Raw genomic sequence first — 16,462 nt, 5'->3', positions numbered from 1 at the left:
AAAATAGAATTGATTGGTAGCGGGAGCTGGATTTGAACCAACGACCTTCGGGTTATGAGCCCGACGAGCTACCAGACTGCTCCATCCCGCATCAACAGAGTTTTGCTGCATACACCAACTTATGTTCTGGATTATAAGTTGGTGCGGAAGGGGGGACTTGAACCCCCACGCCCGAAAGCACTACCACCTCAAGGTAGCGTGTCTACCAATTCCACCACCACCGCAGCTGTGACGCATTCTAGTCGCAACACGTCAAAAAAGAAAGTGCTAAATAAATTATTCAGCGCTTTTTGGTGCAGTTGGCGAAGTTTCAGCCGATTTTGCAGGCGCAGTCGGTACTGAAGAAATCGCATTCAGACTATAAGCATCTGTCGTTTGTTTCTTTGCAAACACAGCAAGTGTCAAGCTCGTAACGAAGAACAAAGCCGTTAAAATCGCAGTCAAACGGGTCATAAAGTTACCCGAACCCGATGCACCAAATACAGTTGCAGCACCGCCGCCACCAAAAGATGCACCCGCATCTGCGCCTTTACCATGCTGAACTAAAATCAGCACGATCATTAAAATCGCTAAGATAATATGTACCACCAGCACAAACGTATGCATGCTGAACTCCTAATTATTTTGTATTTGCAAATGCTTGAGCAATTTTATAAAACGACTCTGCATTTAATGATGCACCACCGACCAGCGCACCATTGATATCCGGACAGGCTGCCAACTCTACTGCATTTTCAGGTTTTACACTACCACCATAAAGAATCGCAGTATGAAGTCCCATTGGGGTGATTTGGCTTAAACCTTCACGAATTTTAGCGTGCATCGCTTGCGCATCTTCAGGTGACGCTGTTTTACCTGTGCCAATAGCCCAAATTGGCTCATAAGCTACCACAATTTGTTTCCACTGCTCTGCTTGTACAACAGCAGCAATATCACATATTTGTTGTAACACAATCTGTTCTGCTTGGCCGCTTTCACGTTGTTCTAAGCTTTCACCCACACAATAAATCACAGTCAAACCTGCGTTTAATGCATTTTTTACTTTTTCATTAATGATATGCGGTTGATCAGCGAATATTTCACGGCGTTCCGAATGACCAATCAGCACAAATTCAACACCATAATCTTTTAATAGCTCAGCACTGAGTTCACCCGTATATGCACCTGTACCTGCAACGCGAGAAACGTCTTGTGCAACGGTTATGATGTTACGGCTAGCTTGTGTTAATTCATTTTGCACCGTGGTCAGAGCAATAGCTGTTGGTGCAACCCCAATATGACATGCCGCTTCAGCAATATTTTGTTCATCTAATAATTGCTTAAAATTCTTAAGAAGTGCGCCAGCATCGGCTTGCAATGGGTTCATTTTCCAGTTACCCACTACCCAAGGCGTAATCGTCGAACCCGACATATTTATCCCACATGACAAAGATGAAATCGGGCACATTCTACACGTAATTCATAATTTTGAAGATAAATTTCAACACATTTGCAAGTTCGAAGCACGCCAGTCACTCCAAGATCTTCACTTTTCTGTAAAAAAATTAAGCAGATTTAAGGACTGGTTCATGCTTTTTACCAATTCTTAGCTAGTGACAACACTTTAAGATATGGTATTTTTGTGCAACAAAAGTATAATTTTGCTATACCAATTATAAACAGACTGAAGCATAGGCAAGTAAAAGCATGACAGCAGTTCAAGGTTCTTCAAGATTTACGGGGTTTATTCGTCGCTTAGTTGACGAAGGGCATCTGTCTGCCGAAAAAATGCAAGCAGCGCTGCAAAATTCAAAAAAGGCTCATCAAGATATCGTGCCGCATTTGATTCAGGAATATCGCCTTTCAGCACGCCTGATCGCAGAAACCATTTCGATAGAGTTCGGTGAACCGGTTTTTGATATTTCAACTTATGATACGTCTTTAATTATACGTGATGAATTTGAAGATAAACTCATTACCAAGCATCGTATTTTGCCTATTTTTAAACATGGCAATTTATTATTCGTTGCGATCAGCAATCCCACTAATATTGAAGCTGTAGATGCCATCCGATTTGGTAGTAAGCTGAATACCGAAACCATTATTGTTGAACATGACAAACTTGAAAAGTTAATTGAACAGAACTTCGCTGAAGAAAGTACTTTTGACTTTGATGATGACTTTGATCTTGATTTAGATAGTGAAACACCCGATCCATCTCAAGAAGATGAAGATGAAGCAACGGGTGATGAAGCGCCGATTGTTAAGTACATCAATAAACTACTAGTCGACGCCATTCGCATGGGTGCATCCGACTTACATTTCGAACCCTATGAAAAGTCTTACCGCGTCCGCTACCGTGTCGATGGCGTATTAAGAACAATTACCAATCCGCCCTTGCAGCTCGCGACTCGACTTGCTTCGCGTTTAAAAGTCATGTCACAAATGGACATCTCGGAAAAACGTATACCTCAAGACGGTCGTATCAAGTTAAAGCTGTCAAAGAACAAAGCAATCGACTTCCGTGTGAACTCTTTGCCGACCTTGTTTGGTGAAAAACTTGTTCTACGTATCCTTGACCCTTCTAGTGCGATGTTAGGGATTGATGCGTTGGGTTATGAACCGGATCAAAAAGAACTGTTCATGCAGGCTTTAGAAAAACCACAAGGCATGCTGCTCATTACCGGTCCAACGGGTTCCGGTAAAACAGTATCTTTATATACAGGTTTAAACATTCTCAACCGTGAAGATACCAACATTTCAACGGCCGAAGACCCTGTGGAAATTAACTTAGAAGGCATCAATCAGGTCAACGTAAATAATAAAGTCGGCCTCACCTTCTCTGCGGCCTTAAAATCATTCTTACGTCAAGACCCTGATATTGTGATGGTCGGTGAGATTCGAGATTTAGAAACGGCTGAAATTGCCATTAAAGCAGCTCAAACGGGTCACATGGTGATGTCTACACTGCATACCAATAGTGCACCTGAAACACTTACACGCCTACGCAATATGGGCGTGCCTTCATTTAACATCGCGACATCCGTGAACCTTGTCATTGCGCAGCGACTTGCACGTCGCCTATGTTCACAATGTAAAGAAACAGTAGAGGTACCAAAACAAAGTCTACTGGAACTGGGTTTTACCGAAGACGATTTAAATACACCAGAATTTCAAATATACCAACCTGTTGGTTGTGCCGAATGCCGTGAAGGCTATAAAGGCCGTGTCGGTATATATGAAGTCATGAAAGTGACACCTGAAATTTCAAGAATTATTATGGAAGATGGCAATGCCTTACAAATTGCCGAAGCTTCAAATCAAGCAGGTTTTAACAATTTACGCCGTTCAGGCTTAATTAAGGTCATGCAGGGGGTGACTTCACTTCAAGAAGTCAATCGTGTGACCAGTGAGTAAGTGAATTAGTATTTAAAAATAAGGATAAATTCATGGCTGTAAAAAAAGCGCAGATGATGCCAACCTTCAGTTATGAAGGCGTGGATCGCAAAGGGGCGAAAATTAAAGGAGAGTTGCCTTCGCGTAATATGGCTTTAGCTAAAGTCACTTTACGTAAGCAAGGCATTACCATCCGAACCATTCGAGAAAAACGTAAAAACATTCTCGAAGGCTTGATGAAAAAGAAAGTATCCACTTTGGATATCACGGTATTCACGCGCCAACTTGCAACTATGATGAAAGCCGGGGTACCGCTCGTTCAAGGATTCGAAATCGTAGCGGAAGGCTTAGAAAACCCAGCCATGCGTGAAGTGGTTTTGGGGATTAAAGGTGAAGTTGAAGGCGGCAATACCTTTGCAGGTGCACTCCGTAAATATCCGCAGTATTTCGACAACCTATTTTGCTCTTTGGTTGAATCTGGCGAACAATCGGGTGCACTTGAAACCATGCTGGATCGTGTTGCCATTTATAAAGAAAAAAGTGAATTGCTTAAGCAAAAAATCAAAAAGGCCATGAAATACCCAGCCACAGTTATTGTGGTCGCGATAATTGTGACCATTATTTTGATGGTGAAAGTTGTACCCGTATTTGAAGGCCTTTTCAGTTCATTTGGTGCAGAACTGCCAGCTTTTACTAAGATGGTTGTCAATATGTCAAATTGGACTAAAGATTATTGGTTTATCATGCTTGTGGTTATTGCAATATTAATTGGTGGGTTTCTAGAAGCAAAAAAACGTAGCAAAGCTTTCCGAGACTTCTTAGACAAAGCTGCACTAAAAGCACCAATTTTTGGTGATTTGGTTTATAAAGCGATTATTGCCCGCTATAGCCGTACCTTGGCAACCACCTTTGCCGCAGGTGTACCTTTAATCGATGCACTAGAATCAACTGCAGGTGCAACCAACAACGTGGTCTATGAAACAGCGGTCATGAAAATTCGTGAAGATGTCGCGACTGGTCAGCAATTGCAATTCGCCATGCGTGTTACCGATAAATTTCCACCTATGGCAGTCCAAATGGTCGCTATTGGTGAAGAGTCTGGTGCTTTAGATGCCATGCTAGATAAAGTGGCGACACATTATGAGAATGAAGTAGATAATGCCGTTGATGGCTTAACCTCGATGATGGAACCCTTAATTATGGCTATTCTCGGGATTTTAGTAGGGGGGCTTGTTGTCGCAATGTACCTCCCAATCTTCCAAATGGGTTCAGTGGTTGGTTAAAACCAAGAAAAGGAAATATTTTGTTTACTGATTTTTTTAGCTACTTAATCAACAACCCAACTGCGATGTATATCGCAGTTGGGCTTTTTAGTCTTTGCATCGGCAGTTTTTTGAATGTGGCGATTTACCGCACGCCGAAGATGATGGAACAAGAATGGCGCACGGATTGCCAACTGTTTTTACATCCAGACCAACCGATTATTAATGAAACAAAGATTACCCTAAGTATTCCTGCTTCAACCTGCCCAAAATGTAAAACGCCCATTCGTTGGTATCAAAACATTCCGGTTATCAGTTGGATTGTTTTACGCGGAAAATGTGGAAGTTGCCAAAATCCAATCAGTAGCCGTTATCCACTGATTGAATTACTCACCATGATCTGTGCGCTGATTGTTGTTGCAGTTTTTGGTCCAACTATCCAAATGCTATTTGGTCTAGTGCTGACTTATGTATTGATTGCCTTAACATTTATTGACTTTGACACCCAACTTTTACCTGACCGCTATACCCTTACTTTGGCTGCACTCGGGCTTGGCGTGAATAGCTATGCCATTTATACCTCTGCAACCTCAGCCATTTGGGGGTATATCATCGGGTTCTTATGCCTATGGATTGTTTACTTTTTATTTAAAATCATCACTGGCAAAGAAGGCATGGGCTATGGTGACTTTAAACTTTTAGCTGCCTTGGGTGCATGGATGGGCCCTTTCCTGCTCCCACTGATTGTATTACTCTCTTCACTGGTAGGTGCAATCATTGGCATTATTTTGCTCAAAGTTCGTAAAGAAAACCAACCTTTTGCATTTGGTCCCTATATTGCCATCGCTGGATGGATCGCCTTTTTATGGGGTGATCAAATTATGAAAATTTATTTGGGTCAGTAAGGTCGTTGTATGACATTTGTCTTGGGTTTAACAGGTGGTATCGGTAGCGGAAAATCTGCTGCAAGCAATTGGTTTGAACTCCAAGGCATCCAAGTCGTCGATGCTGATATCGTTGCTCGCGAGGTTGTCGAACCGGGGCAACCCGCACTGATTCAGATTCAACAACAATTTGGTGATTGGGTTTTACTTGCGAATGGTGAGTTAAATCGGCGTGCATTACGTGAGCATATCTTTAAAGATCCTACAGCACGTCAAGCACTTGAAGCCATTACCCATCCTGCAATACGTCAGTCCATTACCCAACAGTTAAATGAAGCCACCAGTCCCTATGTCATCTTGGTTTCGCCGCTGTTATTTGAAACCAATCAACATGAATTAACCAATCACACCTTGCTTATTGATGCCACGGAACAATTGCAAATTCAGCGTGCATCACAGCGTGATGGTCAAACTATCGAGCAAATCCAAAAAATTATTCACGTACAAATGTCACGTCAGGAAAAGCAAAAAATCGCCGATGATATCGTGCTGAATGATGGTCATTTAGATCATCTTTATGCGCAGCTTCGGCCATTGCATCTTAAGTACTTAGCGCACGCTGAAAAAAGCTAAATAAAAAGCAGTCTTACTCAGACTGCTTTTTTTGTTGTTCGAGTTGCTGCTCTAGACTGTCCTTTCGTCCCAACCATTTCCAAGGTTGAATCGCTCCAATCCCCATCCCGACCAATCCACACACAATTGCAAAACTTAAGGGTTCATTCAGCAGCGGTACCGCTAAAATTGCAGCAATAAAAGGTGCCAAAGTTACGATACTTCCGGCTTTAAATGCACCCAGACGCTTGATCGCCTCTACATACGTTAAAGTCGCAATAATCACCACAAAAATACCGTGAAAGATAACTTGTCCAATGAGTTGCAATGGCTCTGGGTCAGACCAATGTTTAGGGAAAAATAGTAGATAAATAGGCACGAATACCACGGCAGACCAAACCGCAACCCCCGCCATGGCATGCCAAGCAGAGAGCCTCCATTGCTTAAGCAATACCGTAAATATCCCCCACCAAATGGCACTGATAAAAAATAGCAAATCACCTAAACCAAATGCCACACCAGTCTCGACGTACATTAAATAGCTCATTAAGCTAATGGCAGAGACCATAATCACCACACTGATCCACGTATGCTTATCGATCGGCTGTTTGAAGATCAGAAACGCGGCTATGGCTGTACATAAGGGAATACAACCATTGAGAAAAATTGCAGCATGGGCCGCAGGAGCATAATGAAACGCACTATAGGCCGTTAAGCAATAGGTCACCCCGCCGAGCATGGCAAGGATAAAAGGCTCTTTCTTCCATAAAAAAGCCGTATCTTTTTTATAAATCAAAATTGGCATTAATATACAAAATGCCAAAGCAAACCGAAGTGCGGTAATGTCCCAAGCACTGATTCCCCAATTGGCGCTTAAACGTGCTGTTAAGGTGAATCCGCCCCAAATACACATGGTAATGAAGACATATAAATAACCTTGCTTTTGGGGAGACATCATCACTTCTATTTCAATTCATTATTACGTTGACGACATGCTTCATACAATGCCATACCGGTTGCGACACTGACATTTAAGCTTTGCAAGTTACCAGCCATTGGAATGAAAACAGTTTGATCACATTGCGCCTGCGTAATAGGACGCAAACCTGTATCTTCAGCGCCCATCACCACACATACACCCGTACCAGTGAAGTCAAATTTTTGAATCGGCAACGCTTTTTCATCTAGCATGGTGCCGACCACACGCACGTTAAAATCTTCTTTGATTTGAGCCAATGTACGTGCCAAGTTGGTCACCTGAATAAACTTCACTTTTTCAGCACCACCAGCAGCAACTTTACGGGCTGTTGGGGTAAGTGTCGCTGAACGATCACGCGGTGCAATCACGGCTTCAACGCCCATAGCTGCCGCTGTACGGATACATGCACCAAGGTTATGTGGGTCTGTAATATGATCTAAAGCCAATAGCAACGCATTGGGATTGGCTTGTAATAAAGCCTCTAAATCTTTTTCGTTTAAGACTGGATGGGGGCGTACAGCCGCGACCACACCTTGATGGAACGGTTGTCCCGCAAGTTTTTCCAAACTATCACGGCTAGCTTTTTGAATGCTGACACCAAACGGTTCTGCCAACTCAAAAATACGTTTTAAACGCTGATCATCACGTCCTTTTAACGCAAATAAAGTTAATACGCGTTCTGGCTCAAGTTCCAGTAATGACTCCACTGAATGAACACCATAATAATATTCCGGTTTCGCCATGAACGACCTCTAATTTGCAAACTTCGATAAACTTTTAAACAGGGTATGATCACCCAGCGCACAGCTTAGGTTATCAAAAAGAAAAATCCTGCAAAGCAAGCTTTACAGGATTTATGCTATGACACATAGTTTAACCGATTTGAAGTTAAAAAACTGTGCCTAAATGGATTGAATTATTAGCCTTCTAAGTGGCACACATAATCCAAGACTTCATCTGTTTCAATTTTAAAACGGCTATTACCTGGCACGTAGAATGATTGACCCGCACGGAATAGTTCGCTTTCTTCGCTATCAGCAATTTGAACACGACATTCACCTGAAATAATTTCCATACGTTCAGGTACATGGGTTTCAAAAGTCAGCGCTTGTTCAGTTGGAAGCAACACACCCAGTGTTTTCTTGGTTCCATCTTCAAATTGCACAGTGTGGCTGATACATAGACCGCCAAAATAAACATTTGATTTTTTGATGACTGATACATGATCAAACTGTGCTGACATGCGTTTTCTCCAGATAAAGCATATTTATAATATTTTGATCAAAGTAGTTTAATTGTGCTGCAAAAACTAATCAATCAGTGTTGAAAATTTTGAGATAGATAATTACAAAAATCTGAGAAGTGGATATGTCCCAATACCATCTCACTATCTTGACATTGAGAATCTAAAACAAACTGTACTTTTGTACAAAATACTTTTTTTATTTCATCCACTAAAGTCCTAGTTAGGGTCTATAGAAACGCTGCAAAATCATTTCACAGATATACATGGATAATGAATTATATGGACGGATTTAAGAGACCAAATCATGACGTTTTAAGGCAATAACACTTTAGATTAGATACAAGAATACATACACAAACGTGTTTTGTGAGAACTTAGCAAAATGTTGGATGGTTTAAGCTCACGTTATGCAAGATCATTTACTCTTTGCATCACTACACTGCGTACTTACGGCAGATACGAAACTAATTTCTTATTAAACTGAAATTTAGGATAGAATTATGAGGTTTTTCGTCATCTTAAAATAAAACTTATCTTGTGACCAAAACAAAACTTAATTATCTTTAACTAGAACTTTTCGCAGCTCGGATGCGTGTATGCTGACACATTTAACTCTGATCAATTTTGCATTAGCCGACCATTTAGCCATCGACATTGAACAAGGCTTTAACGTCCTGACGGGTGAAACAGGTGCAGGTAAATCTTTGCTGCTAGACGCACTATCAGCATGTTTAGGTGAACGAACAGACACCAACTATGTGCGCTATGGATCAGACAAAGCCGATGTGACAGCGACCTTTAGCTACCAAGAGCACAGTCCTGAAGCGCTTTGGCTCAAAGAACACGAACTGGATGATGAGTCTGGAGAAATCCATTTACGTCGCGTGATTTTTGCAACAGGTCGTAGCAAAGCATGGATTAATGGACGTCCGAGCAGCTTATCTGAGTTAAAAGAAATTGGCCGCTTATTGGTACAACTCTATAGCCAACACAGCCAACAACAACTCTTAGAACCGCCCTATCCAAAACATTGGCTAGATCGCTATTACAATTTTTATCAGCCGGCTCAAGCCGTTCGTGATGCCTATGGCAAGTGGCAAAAGGACATTCGACAGCACCAAGCAGCACTCGACGCCCAAGCCACACGTAAGCAACGGATAGAAACGCTTGAACTTCAATTGGAAGAACTTGAAGACCTTGTGCAAACGGACTACAAAGAAATCGAGCAAGAATTTGACCGTCTCAGTCATCATGAACATATCATGCAGGATTGTAGCTATGGTCTAAATGCCCTCGATGACGCCGAGCAAAATATCAATCAAGAAATGGGCGCGATCATTCGTCGAATTGAATCGCATGCAGGACGTAGTGAACAACTTTCTGAAATTTATACGTCGCTACTGAACGCTCAAAGTGAAATTGAAGATGCCACCGCAAATTTACGTCAGTTTATTGATCGTCAAAGTTTCGATCCTGAACGTATGGACGAATTAAATACCAAACTGGAAGTTTTTCATCGCTTAGCGCGTAAATATCGTACTCAGCCTGAAGATTTAAAACAAGAATACGAAGCGTGGCAACTTGAGTTAGAGCAACTGCATCAGCTGGAAGATCCTGAAACGTTGGCAGAACAAGTGGAAGTGTCTCATCAAGACTTTTTAACCAAAGCACAGCATTTGGATGATATTCGTCGTGAAGCATCTACCCCATTGGCGAAGCAGTTGACTGAACAAGTGAAGCAGCTCGCGCTCCCAGAGGCTCATTTTGAATTTAAATTTGAGCCTCTAGAACAAGCTTCAAGTGAAGGTTTAAGCTTTATTCAGCTGTTATTCACAGCCAACAAAGGGATTCCTGCTCAGCCTCTAGCACGCGTGGCATCGGGGGGTGAATTGTCACGTATCGCCTTAGTCATGCAAGTGATGAATGCTGAAAAAACCGAATCCGAAGTGTTAGTCTTTGATGAAATTGATGTCGGGATCAGTGGCGGAACGGCAGAAATTGTCGGGCGTTTATTGGCAGACCTTGCGCAGCATGTTCAAATTTTATGTATTACTCACCAAGCCCAAGTCGCTGCCCAATCTGACCAACATCTCTTGGTGAAAAAACGTCAAACGGATCCTGCAAGCAGTACCATTATCGAATTAGAAGAAGATGATCGGATCCAAGAGCTGGCTCGAATGACTGGTGGTGTGGAGATTAGTCAAACGACTTTACAACACGCAAAACAGTTGCGACAATTAAAATTTCAACATAGTTAATTTTTGATGCTTTCAAAAAAGCCTGTGTATTCAAAGTACACAGGCTTTTTTCTTAAATACACTATTTGACAATCCCCTGATACACAAAGGCTTTCGAGCCTAAGCTATAGCGTATATATTTATACTGCGGCTGATGTTGTTGATTGAGTAACATAACATCCACGTGTTTCGGACTGATTTTGAGATATTCATTACCGCTACGACGATCAGTTTCATAATGGCAGTCATAATCTACCGAGATTTGATCTAGTTTCTTTTGCTTAGTTTGAAATACATAAGATTTAAGTAACTGTTTTGGTCCAACTTCAACAGCTCTTAGATGATGTAGTCCACTGCAATTATCACCTTTATAATAACTCTTCACCAAATATACGGTTTTATTTTGGATGTTGACCGGCAAAATTTGATTGATATGGCCTGAGTCAAATTGATCTAAATGTTGCGTTTTTCCCGTTGCATATTGCACATAGCTGCTCCACTCCCCCATGGTGCCTCCACCAGACACATCAAAACTATAAAATTTAAGTTTTTTATCTGGTGAATATTGCACATGAACAAAACCTTGCTTTTCGAGTTGCGTAAATCCGTAGTGAAAACTGCTCGGATCTGCCGCAATGACATCCACAATTTCACGTTCTATCGCTTCATTGACCTCATAAAAATTTAAGTTTTTATATTTTTTAATCACCTGAGATTCATGTTTTTGTAAGTCAGCGCTTCCTGCAAAGCCTGAAATAGGTAGGCTTGCACAGAGTGCCATCCCTATTATTTTTGAATAATGTGTCATTGTTTTACCCTCAGTTTATCCTGCTATTTTAGGCAATCTCAGTCATCCATCACGTATATCTTCTCCTCACTTTTGTACTGCTGTTGTTCAAATCACCAATCATCGCTTCACAATTCACCACATTGCAGACCCGCCTGCACGATGAATATTTTTAGCATGTCCCTCACTGGTCGAGCATGACAAATATTGAATTTGCAGAAAAACTCATTGTTGAAAACTTGTGAGTCTAGTATGTTGATAAATACAACGTTATTCGAATGCAATTCCCCCCAAGAATCAAACTTACCCCAATAAGGAGAAGCCATTAGGTGACTAAACAATACCTCACACACCGCTGCCTGATTGCTCCACCCGAAATGAACGATGAATTCTTTGCCAATACGGTGATTTATTTAGCGCGACATGATGAAGATGGCGCTCAAGGCATCATTATTAATCGTCCTTCGGGCTTGCAGATCAAAGAACTATTGAATGATTTAGAAATTGAGGCAGATAATGTGCATCCTCATGAAGTGTTGCAAGGTGGTCCTTTGCGCCCAGAGGCAGGTTTTGTTCTTCATACCGGTCAACCGACATGGCATTCGTCTATTGCTGTAGGTGAAAATGTCTGCATTACCACGTCTAAAGATATTTTAGATGCGATTGCACACAATGAAGGTGTTGGTCGTTATCAGGTGGCTCTAGGCTATGCCAGTTGGGGTAAAAGCCAATTAGAAGAAGAAATTGCTCGGGGTGATTGGCTCATTTGTGACTCAGACATGGATTTAATATTTAACTTACCTTATGACGACCGCTGGGACGCTGCCTATAAAAAAATGGGCGTAGACCGCACGTGGTTATCATCTGAGATTGGACATGCCTGATTTACCACAATATCAAATGATTATGGCCTTTGACTTTGGCACACAAAAAACAGGAATAGCTGTGGGACAAGCCTTGATTGAAAGTGCAAATCCCCTGCCACTCTTTCCCATGAAAGATGGCATTCCCAATTGGGATAATCTACTCAAGATTGTGAAACAGTATCAGCCGGATTTGTTCATCGTGGGTCTACCGCTCAATATGGATGATAGCGAATCTGAACTCTCCACACGTGCGCGTAAATTTGCACGACGCCTTCGCCACCAAACCAATATTGAAACCTTGATGGTCGATGAACGCTTAACGACACGTGAAGCGCGTGATGAATTAGATCATTATCAAGCCCAAGGCCGTGCGAAGAATCTTTCTGCCGACAGCCTTGCTGCAGCATTGTTTATTGAAAGTTGGTATCGAAATCCAGTTGGACTGAAACCTTAAGCGCTTTCAACAAACAGGCAAATAAAAAAGCATCCAAAAGAGGATGCTTTTTTATGCGCAAGATTGATCACTCAATGCTGCGCAAATGAAATGATTGGGGATAACTTAGTTTTTATCCACAATATGAATCGTGGTGGTTCGACCCGCGACAAAAGCCAACTGATCATGCGGCACTTCATCCAGTACAATTTTCACTGGTACACGCTGTGCCAAACGGACCCAACTAAAGGTTGGATTAACATTAGCAAGCAAACCATCAGTCGATGTACGTTCACGGTCTTCAATCCCTGTTGCAACGCCTTGTACATGGCCTTTATAAACTTCAGAACTTCCCATCAGTTGGATTGTTGCAGGTGCGCCAACATAGATTTTATCCAGTTTGGTTTCTTCAAAATATCCCACAACATACAATTGTTGACGGTCAATTAAGGCCGCTACGGCTTGGCCTACTTTGACATAACTCCCCTCTTTGAGTTCAAAGTTAGACAAAGTTCCATCTGTTGGGGCAACCACTTCCGAACGTTTTAAATTCAACTCAGCCAAATGTAAACTGCTATTCGCTGCTTCAATTAGGGCTTTTTGCTGCACCACACTGGCTTTGGCTTGTTCAATCGCGGCCTGAGTTTGCTCATGTTCTGCATGTGATTGATCACGTACTGCAAACATTTGATCTTGTTCTTGTTTTGAAATCGCACCGTCCATCAAACTTGCATAACGATTTGCATTTTTATCTGCAAGGTTGATATTGGCTTGTGACTTCACTAGATTGGCTTTGGCTTCAGCAAGCTGCGCTTCAGCCCCTGCCAGTCCTGCTTTGGCTTTCGCCAGGTCAGATTTGGCTTGCTCAACATCCAACGCTTGACGTGCCACATCTATACGAAATAACACTTGGCCTTTTTTCACTTGTTGGTTGTCTTGAACCAAAACGTCTGTGACCAAACCTGAAACATCCGATGACACTTGAATTACATCACCACGTACCCGTCCATCACGCGTCCATGGTTCCGAATTGTAATAGTCCCAAATATGTTTCAGCGCAAGTAATGCGCCAGATAGCACAATTATTAGCAATACAGGCCGAATATATTTTCGGACATTCAAATTGGTCATACGATTACCTCAATCATTTCATTTTTTTAGGGGCTTAGAACTGGCAGAAAATAAAGATTTCATGCACCAGCCAAAGCAACATCACAAATACACCCAAATAAAAAATATTGGGCATCGGCACCCAATCTTGCGCCATCCATCGGTCAAGCAAACGCATGATGACCCGCAATAACAGATAGGCCAATACCGCTTGAATCAATAGAATGGGCACATAAATGCCATATACATTTAGCTCACCCATGTTGTGCCTCGACCTGTAAATGATTTGGAGTCTGCTGTGTTAGAACATGACACAAACTGCTTTGAATATTGTTCAGTGAATACTGAATTCGATGCATAACATCGTCGTTTTCAATACCCTGAACGGCCTGATTCAATCGTTGAATTCGCTCTACAATTTGCTGTTTCAAGCTCATATACACATTCTTTTGCCCTTGTTCCATGGCCCGAAAATAGTCATCTAAATCTTGTTGTAACTCTTCGAGTTCGCTGACCAGTGCATCATTCGGATCGAGTTTATTCATCAGCTCTTGTAAGCGGGTCAAATCAATCACCGAACTAGCTTCCACCAAAGCCCACTCGATCTGTTGTTTCAAATTTCCTGATTGCACCATTTTGCTGTTTAGGATGCCGATTCGGTCCAACATACTGCGTAAATGCACCCGAAACGGTAAGCCGTACGGTAGATATAAAGCCTGACGCAGTGCCTTATAATGCTGTGAAAGTATGCGTTGGGCCGTCATATCTGGTGACATTGCACGCACTAAATGAATAATAAACACCGAAATAATGGGTCCCAAAACCGTTCCAATCGATGCATCAAAGAAAAACACCTGATCGAGGCTAAAGCGGTTTTGAATATTCAGTCCCATAATCGCCCCCATCAGTAATGGCAAGCTAATTCCAATTAAAGGTGGATGTAAAAACAGCATCAGACAGAACATCACAAACGGTGCTAGCACCACGATCAACTGCCAAAAGGCGGTCACATGCGGGAAAATGCCATAGGCGTAGATAAATACCACGACCGCTGCATACATATTCGCGCGAATAAACATTTTCAATGCAGGAACAGGATTATCCATTGCAGTTAAAATACAAGCACTGATCGCAGCCATTTCAGCCATCATAAATCCAGCTTTCCAACCACTGGCGATCCAAAAACCCGTAGAAATTAAAATAATCAAACATGCAGACACCCCGCCACGAATAGCAACCCCCGCATCTCGGTGCAAAGTCGGATAATGACTATTGCCCAAGGCAGTCAGTGTAGCTGGTAAAGTGGAGTCGCCTTGTTGTACCCGCTGCCAAAGCAGACGAATCGCACGAATATTCTGAATAAAATGGCGAATATCCATTTTTAGACTGCCCAAAATCACCTGTTGTGATGGCAATGCCTGTGCCTGAATCTGTTGAAAATCTTGCTCAAACTGTTCAGGCAATTGATTAAGTTTACTTTCCTCAATCTGATGTTGATCTAATAAAAACGCGGCAATATGTTCATGGGCTTGCTTGAGTGCCGTCCGATAATGTGTGTCCAGAGCGTCTAATTGTTTCATCCGTTCAGACATGGCCACCAAGTTACTGACCAACAAACTCAACTGATGCAAGATTTCCTGCAACGGACGTGTCATGCCTTTTAAGGTGGATTTTTCATATGACAAATGCACCGCCATGACATGTATATCCGCGATATCTCGTGCAATATTGCCGAGATTTTTTGAATAATTTTCTAGTTCGGCAGGCTCTAATAAAATCTGATCAAAAATTTCTTTGGTATCGGCAAAGGTTTTGCTCACCCGTGTTTCGACTGCAGGACCAATATGCATTGGAAATAATGTCGTAGTCACGATGGCACTACATACCACACCCACCGTAATTTCGAGAAAACGCCCCAAGGCCATATCAAAAATCGAAGCGGTATCAATAAAATACACCACGTTAAAACAGATGATGACCGTGGTATAACCCGCCAACATGGAAACATAACTACGAGGCGTACGGTCTAGTAGTGACAAATACAGACAAAACCCAACCCAAACCGCCAAAAACACTGTAAACAGTACTGGCATATGGATGAGATGTGGCAGTGCCACCACCGACACTGCCGCCCCTAAGAACGTCCCTAATACACGATACAAACTTTTTGAAGACGTCATGCCTGAATATGGATTCGCGATCACGAAAACGGTGCCAATCGCCCAAATCGGATAAGCCAAATTCAGTACAAAGGCCACATACAATGCCAACATGCCCGCGATGAACGTTTTGGTCGCAAAAATCCAGTCCATTTTATTGGGCCGAAAAGCGAGTATTTGTTTCGTCAGCAGCATGATTGATCTCATCGGTTTGCTTCTTTTTAGTGAAAACGGCCTCGTATCGAATGCTTAAACATTCGACAGCACAACCTGTATCACGGCACAGGAATGACTAGAAATTTCAATAAGTAAAGAAGCGATTCAAATCGTGTTTCAAACTATTTGAATACAAAAAGTAATGTGCAACATTGCCTGCGCTTCGAAATAATGGGCAATATTTATTCAATATAGGATATTTTCACAACAATTTTGCTAAAAAAACAAATTAAAGTCAATATTAATATCTTATTTTGATAATTTACCTATATTTTAAATGCGTATTTCAATTTTTT

The 16,462-nt window shown here is 41.9% G+C and carries 16 protein-coding genes and 2 tRNA genes; 7 read left to right on the top strand and 11 right to left on the bottom strand.

All coding sequences use genetic code 11. The annotated features are described in order from the left end of the window. Positions 1-14: 14 nt before the first annotated feature. The 4 genes from FTV50_RS09390 to tpiA all read right to left on the bottom strand — a co-directional run bounded on the left by FTV50_RS09390 (position 15) and on the right by tpiA (position 1,411). Positions 15-91: transfer RNA gene (locus tag FTV50_RS09390), tRNA-Met, on the bottom strand. Positions 92-139: 48 nt separating this feature from the next. Continuing rightward, a tRNA-Leu gene (locus tag FTV50_RS09385) sits at positions 140-224 on the bottom strand. Between the two features lie 52 nt (positions 225-276). Beyond that, the gene (gene secG, locus FTV50_RS09380; protein ID WP_078192560.1) at positions 277-606 is read right to left on the bottom strand and encodes a preprotein translocase subunit SecG; all 330 of its coding nucleotides are present in this window, start codon (positions 604-606) and stop codon (positions 277-279) included. A gap of 13 nt (positions 607-619) precedes the next feature. Further along, the gene (gene tpiA / locus FTV50_RS09375; protein ID WP_078192561.1) at positions 620-1,411 is read right to left on the bottom strand and encodes a triose-phosphate isomerase; all 792 of its coding nucleotides are present in this window, start codon (positions 1,409-1,411) and stop codon (positions 620-622) included. 275 nt (positions 1,412-1,686) lie between these two features. Between tpiA and pilB the strand changes: the two genes are divergently transcribed. The 4 genes from pilB to coaE all read left to right on the top strand — a co-directional run bounded on the left by pilB (position 1,687) and on the right by coaE (position 6,154). Next, positions 1,687-3,396, top strand: coding sequence for a type IV-A pilus assembly ATPase PilB (pilB, locus tag FTV50_RS09370; protein WP_180024261.1), 1,710 nt, complete (start codon positions 1,687-1,689; stop codon positions 3,394-3,396). Between the two features lie 32 nt (positions 3,397-3,428). After that, a complete protein-coding gene (locus FTV50_RS09365) occupies positions 3,429-4,658 on the top strand; it encodes a type II secretion system F family protein (RefSeq protein WP_180024260.1) in 1,230 nt (409 codons plus the stop codon). 65 nt (positions 4,659-4,723) lie between these two features. Beyond that, the gene (locus FTV50_RS09360) at positions 4,724-5,542 is read left to right on the top strand and encodes an A24 family peptidase (protein ID WP_180024264.1); all 819 of its coding nucleotides are present in this window, start codon (positions 4,724-4,726) and stop codon (positions 5,540-5,542) included. A 9-nt stretch (positions 5,543-5,551) separates the two neighbouring features. Beyond that, entirely contained in the window at positions 5,552-6,154 is a 603-nt protein-coding gene (gene coaE / locus FTV50_RS09355; RefSeq protein WP_180024259.1) for a dephospho-CoA kinase, read from the top strand. 13 nt (positions 6,155-6,167) lie between these two features. On the opposite strand, the gene FTV50_RS09350 is transcribed toward coaE, so the two are convergent. From FTV50_RS09350 to FTV50_RS09340, 3 genes are all read right to left on the bottom strand, one after another. Further along, entirely contained in the window at positions 6,168-7,088 is a 921-nt protein-coding gene (locus tag FTV50_RS09350) for a DMT family transporter (RefSeq protein ID WP_372491165.1), read from the bottom strand. 8 nt (positions 7,089-7,096) lie between these two features. After that, entirely contained in the window at positions 7,097-7,855 is a 759-nt protein-coding gene (gene rlmB, locus FTV50_RS09345; RefSeq protein ID WP_180024258.1) for a 23S rRNA (guanosine(2251)-2'-O)-methyltransferase RlmB, read from the bottom strand. Between the two features lie 176 nt (positions 7,856-8,031). Beyond that, positions 8,032-8,355 carry a pyrimidine/purine nucleoside phosphorylase gene (locus tag FTV50_RS09340; RefSeq protein WP_067763086.1) on the bottom strand — a complete coding sequence of 108 codons (324 nt, stop codon included), beginning with the start codon at positions 8,353-8,355 and terminating at the stop codon, positions 8,032-8,034. A gap of 599 nt (positions 8,356-8,954) precedes the next feature. Here FTV50_RS09340 and recN point away from each other — a divergent pair. Next, positions 8,955-10,616 (top strand): DNA repair protein RecN, encoded by a 1,662-nt coding sequence (recN, locus tag FTV50_RS09335; protein WP_180024257.1) that lies wholly within the window; start codon positions 8,955-8,957, stop codon positions 10,614-10,616. 61 nt (positions 10,617-10,677) lie between these two features. Here recN and FTV50_RS09330 read toward each other — a convergent pair whose 3' ends face one another. Beyond that, positions 10,678-11,403 (bottom strand): hypothetical protein, encoded by a 726-nt coding sequence (locus FTV50_RS09330; protein WP_180024256.1) that lies wholly within the window; start codon positions 11,401-11,403, stop codon positions 10,678-10,680. A gap of 308 nt (positions 11,404-11,711) precedes the next feature. Here FTV50_RS09330 and FTV50_RS09325 point away from each other — a divergent pair, with 308 nt between their 5' ends. After that, the gene (locus FTV50_RS09325) at positions 11,712-12,266 is read left to right on the top strand and encodes a YqgE/AlgH family protein (protein WP_180022050.1); all 555 of its coding nucleotides are present in this window, start codon (positions 11,712-11,714) and stop codon (positions 12,264-12,266) included. Further along, on the top strand, positions 12,259-12,702 hold the full coding sequence (gene ruvX, locus FTV50_RS09320; RefSeq protein ID WP_111884874.1) for a Holliday junction resolvase RuvX: 444 nt from the start codon (positions 12,259-12,261) through the stop codon (positions 12,700-12,702). The genes FTV50_RS09325 and ruvX overlap by 8 nt, the downstream gene beginning before the upstream one ends. A gap of 105 nt (positions 12,703-12,807) precedes the next feature. Here the strand turns inward: ruvX and FTV50_RS09315 are convergent, their stop codons facing one another. The 3 genes from FTV50_RS09315 to FTV50_RS09305 are packed head-to-tail and all read right to left on the bottom strand — an operon-like array spanning position 12,808 to position 16,145. Continuing rightward, complete coding sequence (locus FTV50_RS09315) at positions 12,808-13,812, bottom strand: HlyD family secretion protein (protein WP_180024255.1); 1,005 nt, start codon at positions 13,810-13,812, stop codon at positions 12,808-12,810. Positions 13,813-13,846: 34 nt separating this feature from the next. Further along, complete coding sequence (locus FTV50_RS09310) at positions 13,847-14,053, bottom strand: DUF1656 domain-containing protein (RefSeq protein WP_180024254.1); 207 nt, start codon at positions 14,051-14,053, stop codon at positions 13,847-13,849. Further along, entirely contained in the window at positions 14,046-16,145 is a 2,100-nt protein-coding gene (locus tag FTV50_RS09305; protein WP_180024253.1) for an FUSC family protein, read from the bottom strand. The genes FTV50_RS09310 and FTV50_RS09305 overlap by 8 nt, the downstream gene beginning before the upstream one ends. Positions 16,146-16,462 lie beyond the last annotated feature (317 nt).

The organism is Acinetobacter sp. YH1901134, from assembly GCF_013416965.1.
Classification (GTDB): Bacteria; Pseudomonadota; Gammaproteobacteria; order Pseudomonadales; family Moraxellaceae; genus Acinetobacter; species Acinetobacter amyesii.
The sequence above is the reverse complement of the archived record's forward strand: the minus strand, read 5'-3'. Positions and strand labels throughout refer to the sequence as shown.

Coding starts and splice junctions, on each gene's coding strand:
- secG (WP_078192560.1), bottom strand. CDS start 606: ATGCATACGTTTGTGCTGGTGGTACATATTATCTTAGCGATTTTAATG.
- recN (WP_180024257.1), top strand. CDS start 8,955: ATGCTGACACATTTAACTCTGATCAATTTTGCATTAGCCGACCATTTA.
- pilB (WP_180024261.1), top strand. CDS start 1,687: ATGACAGCAGTTCAAGGTTCTTCAAGATTTACGGGGTTTATTCGTCGC.
- FTV50_RS09360 (WP_180024264.1), top strand. CDS start 4,724: ATGTATATCGCAGTTGGGCTTTTTAGTCTTTGCATCGGCAGTTTTTTG.
- FTV50_RS09310 (WP_180024254.1), bottom strand. CDS start 14,053: ATGGGTGAGCTAAATGTATATGGCATTTATGTGCCCATTCTATTGATT.
- FTV50_RS09330 (WP_180024256.1), bottom strand. CDS start 11,403: ATGACACATTATTCAAAAATAATAGGGATGGCACTCTGTGCAAGCCTA.
- coaE (WP_180024259.1), top strand. CDS start 5,552: ATGACATTTGTCTTGGGTTTAACAGGTGGTATCGGTAGCGGAAAATCT.
- FTV50_RS09315 (WP_180024255.1), bottom strand. CDS start 13,812: ATGACCAATTTGAATGTCCGAAAATATATTCGGCCTGTATTGCTAATA.
- FTV50_RS09365 (WP_180024260.1), top strand. CDS start 3,429: ATGGCTGTAAAAAAAGCGCAGATGATGCCAACCTTCAGTTATGAAGGC.
- FTV50_RS09350 (WP_372491165.1), bottom strand. CDS start 7,088: ATGTCTCCCCAAAAGCAAGGTTATTTATATGTCTTCATTACCATGTGT.
- FTV50_RS09305 (WP_180024253.1), bottom strand. CDS start 16,145: ATGCTGCTGACGAAACAAATACTCGCTTTTCGGCCCAATAAAATGGAC.
- tpiA (WP_078192561.1), bottom strand. CDS start 1,411: ATGTCGGGTTCGACGATTACGCCTTGGGTAGTGGGTAACTGGAAAATG.
- FTV50_RS09340 (WP_067763086.1), bottom strand. CDS start 8,355: ATGTCAGCACAGTTTGATCATGTATCAGTCATCAAAAAATCAAATGTT.
- ruvX (WP_111884874.1), top strand. CDS start 12,259: ATGCCTGATTTACCACAATATCAAATGATTATGGCCTTTGACTTTGGC.
- rlmB (WP_180024258.1), bottom strand. CDS start 7,855: ATGGCGAAACCGGAATATTATTATGGTGTTCATTCAGTGGAGTCATTA.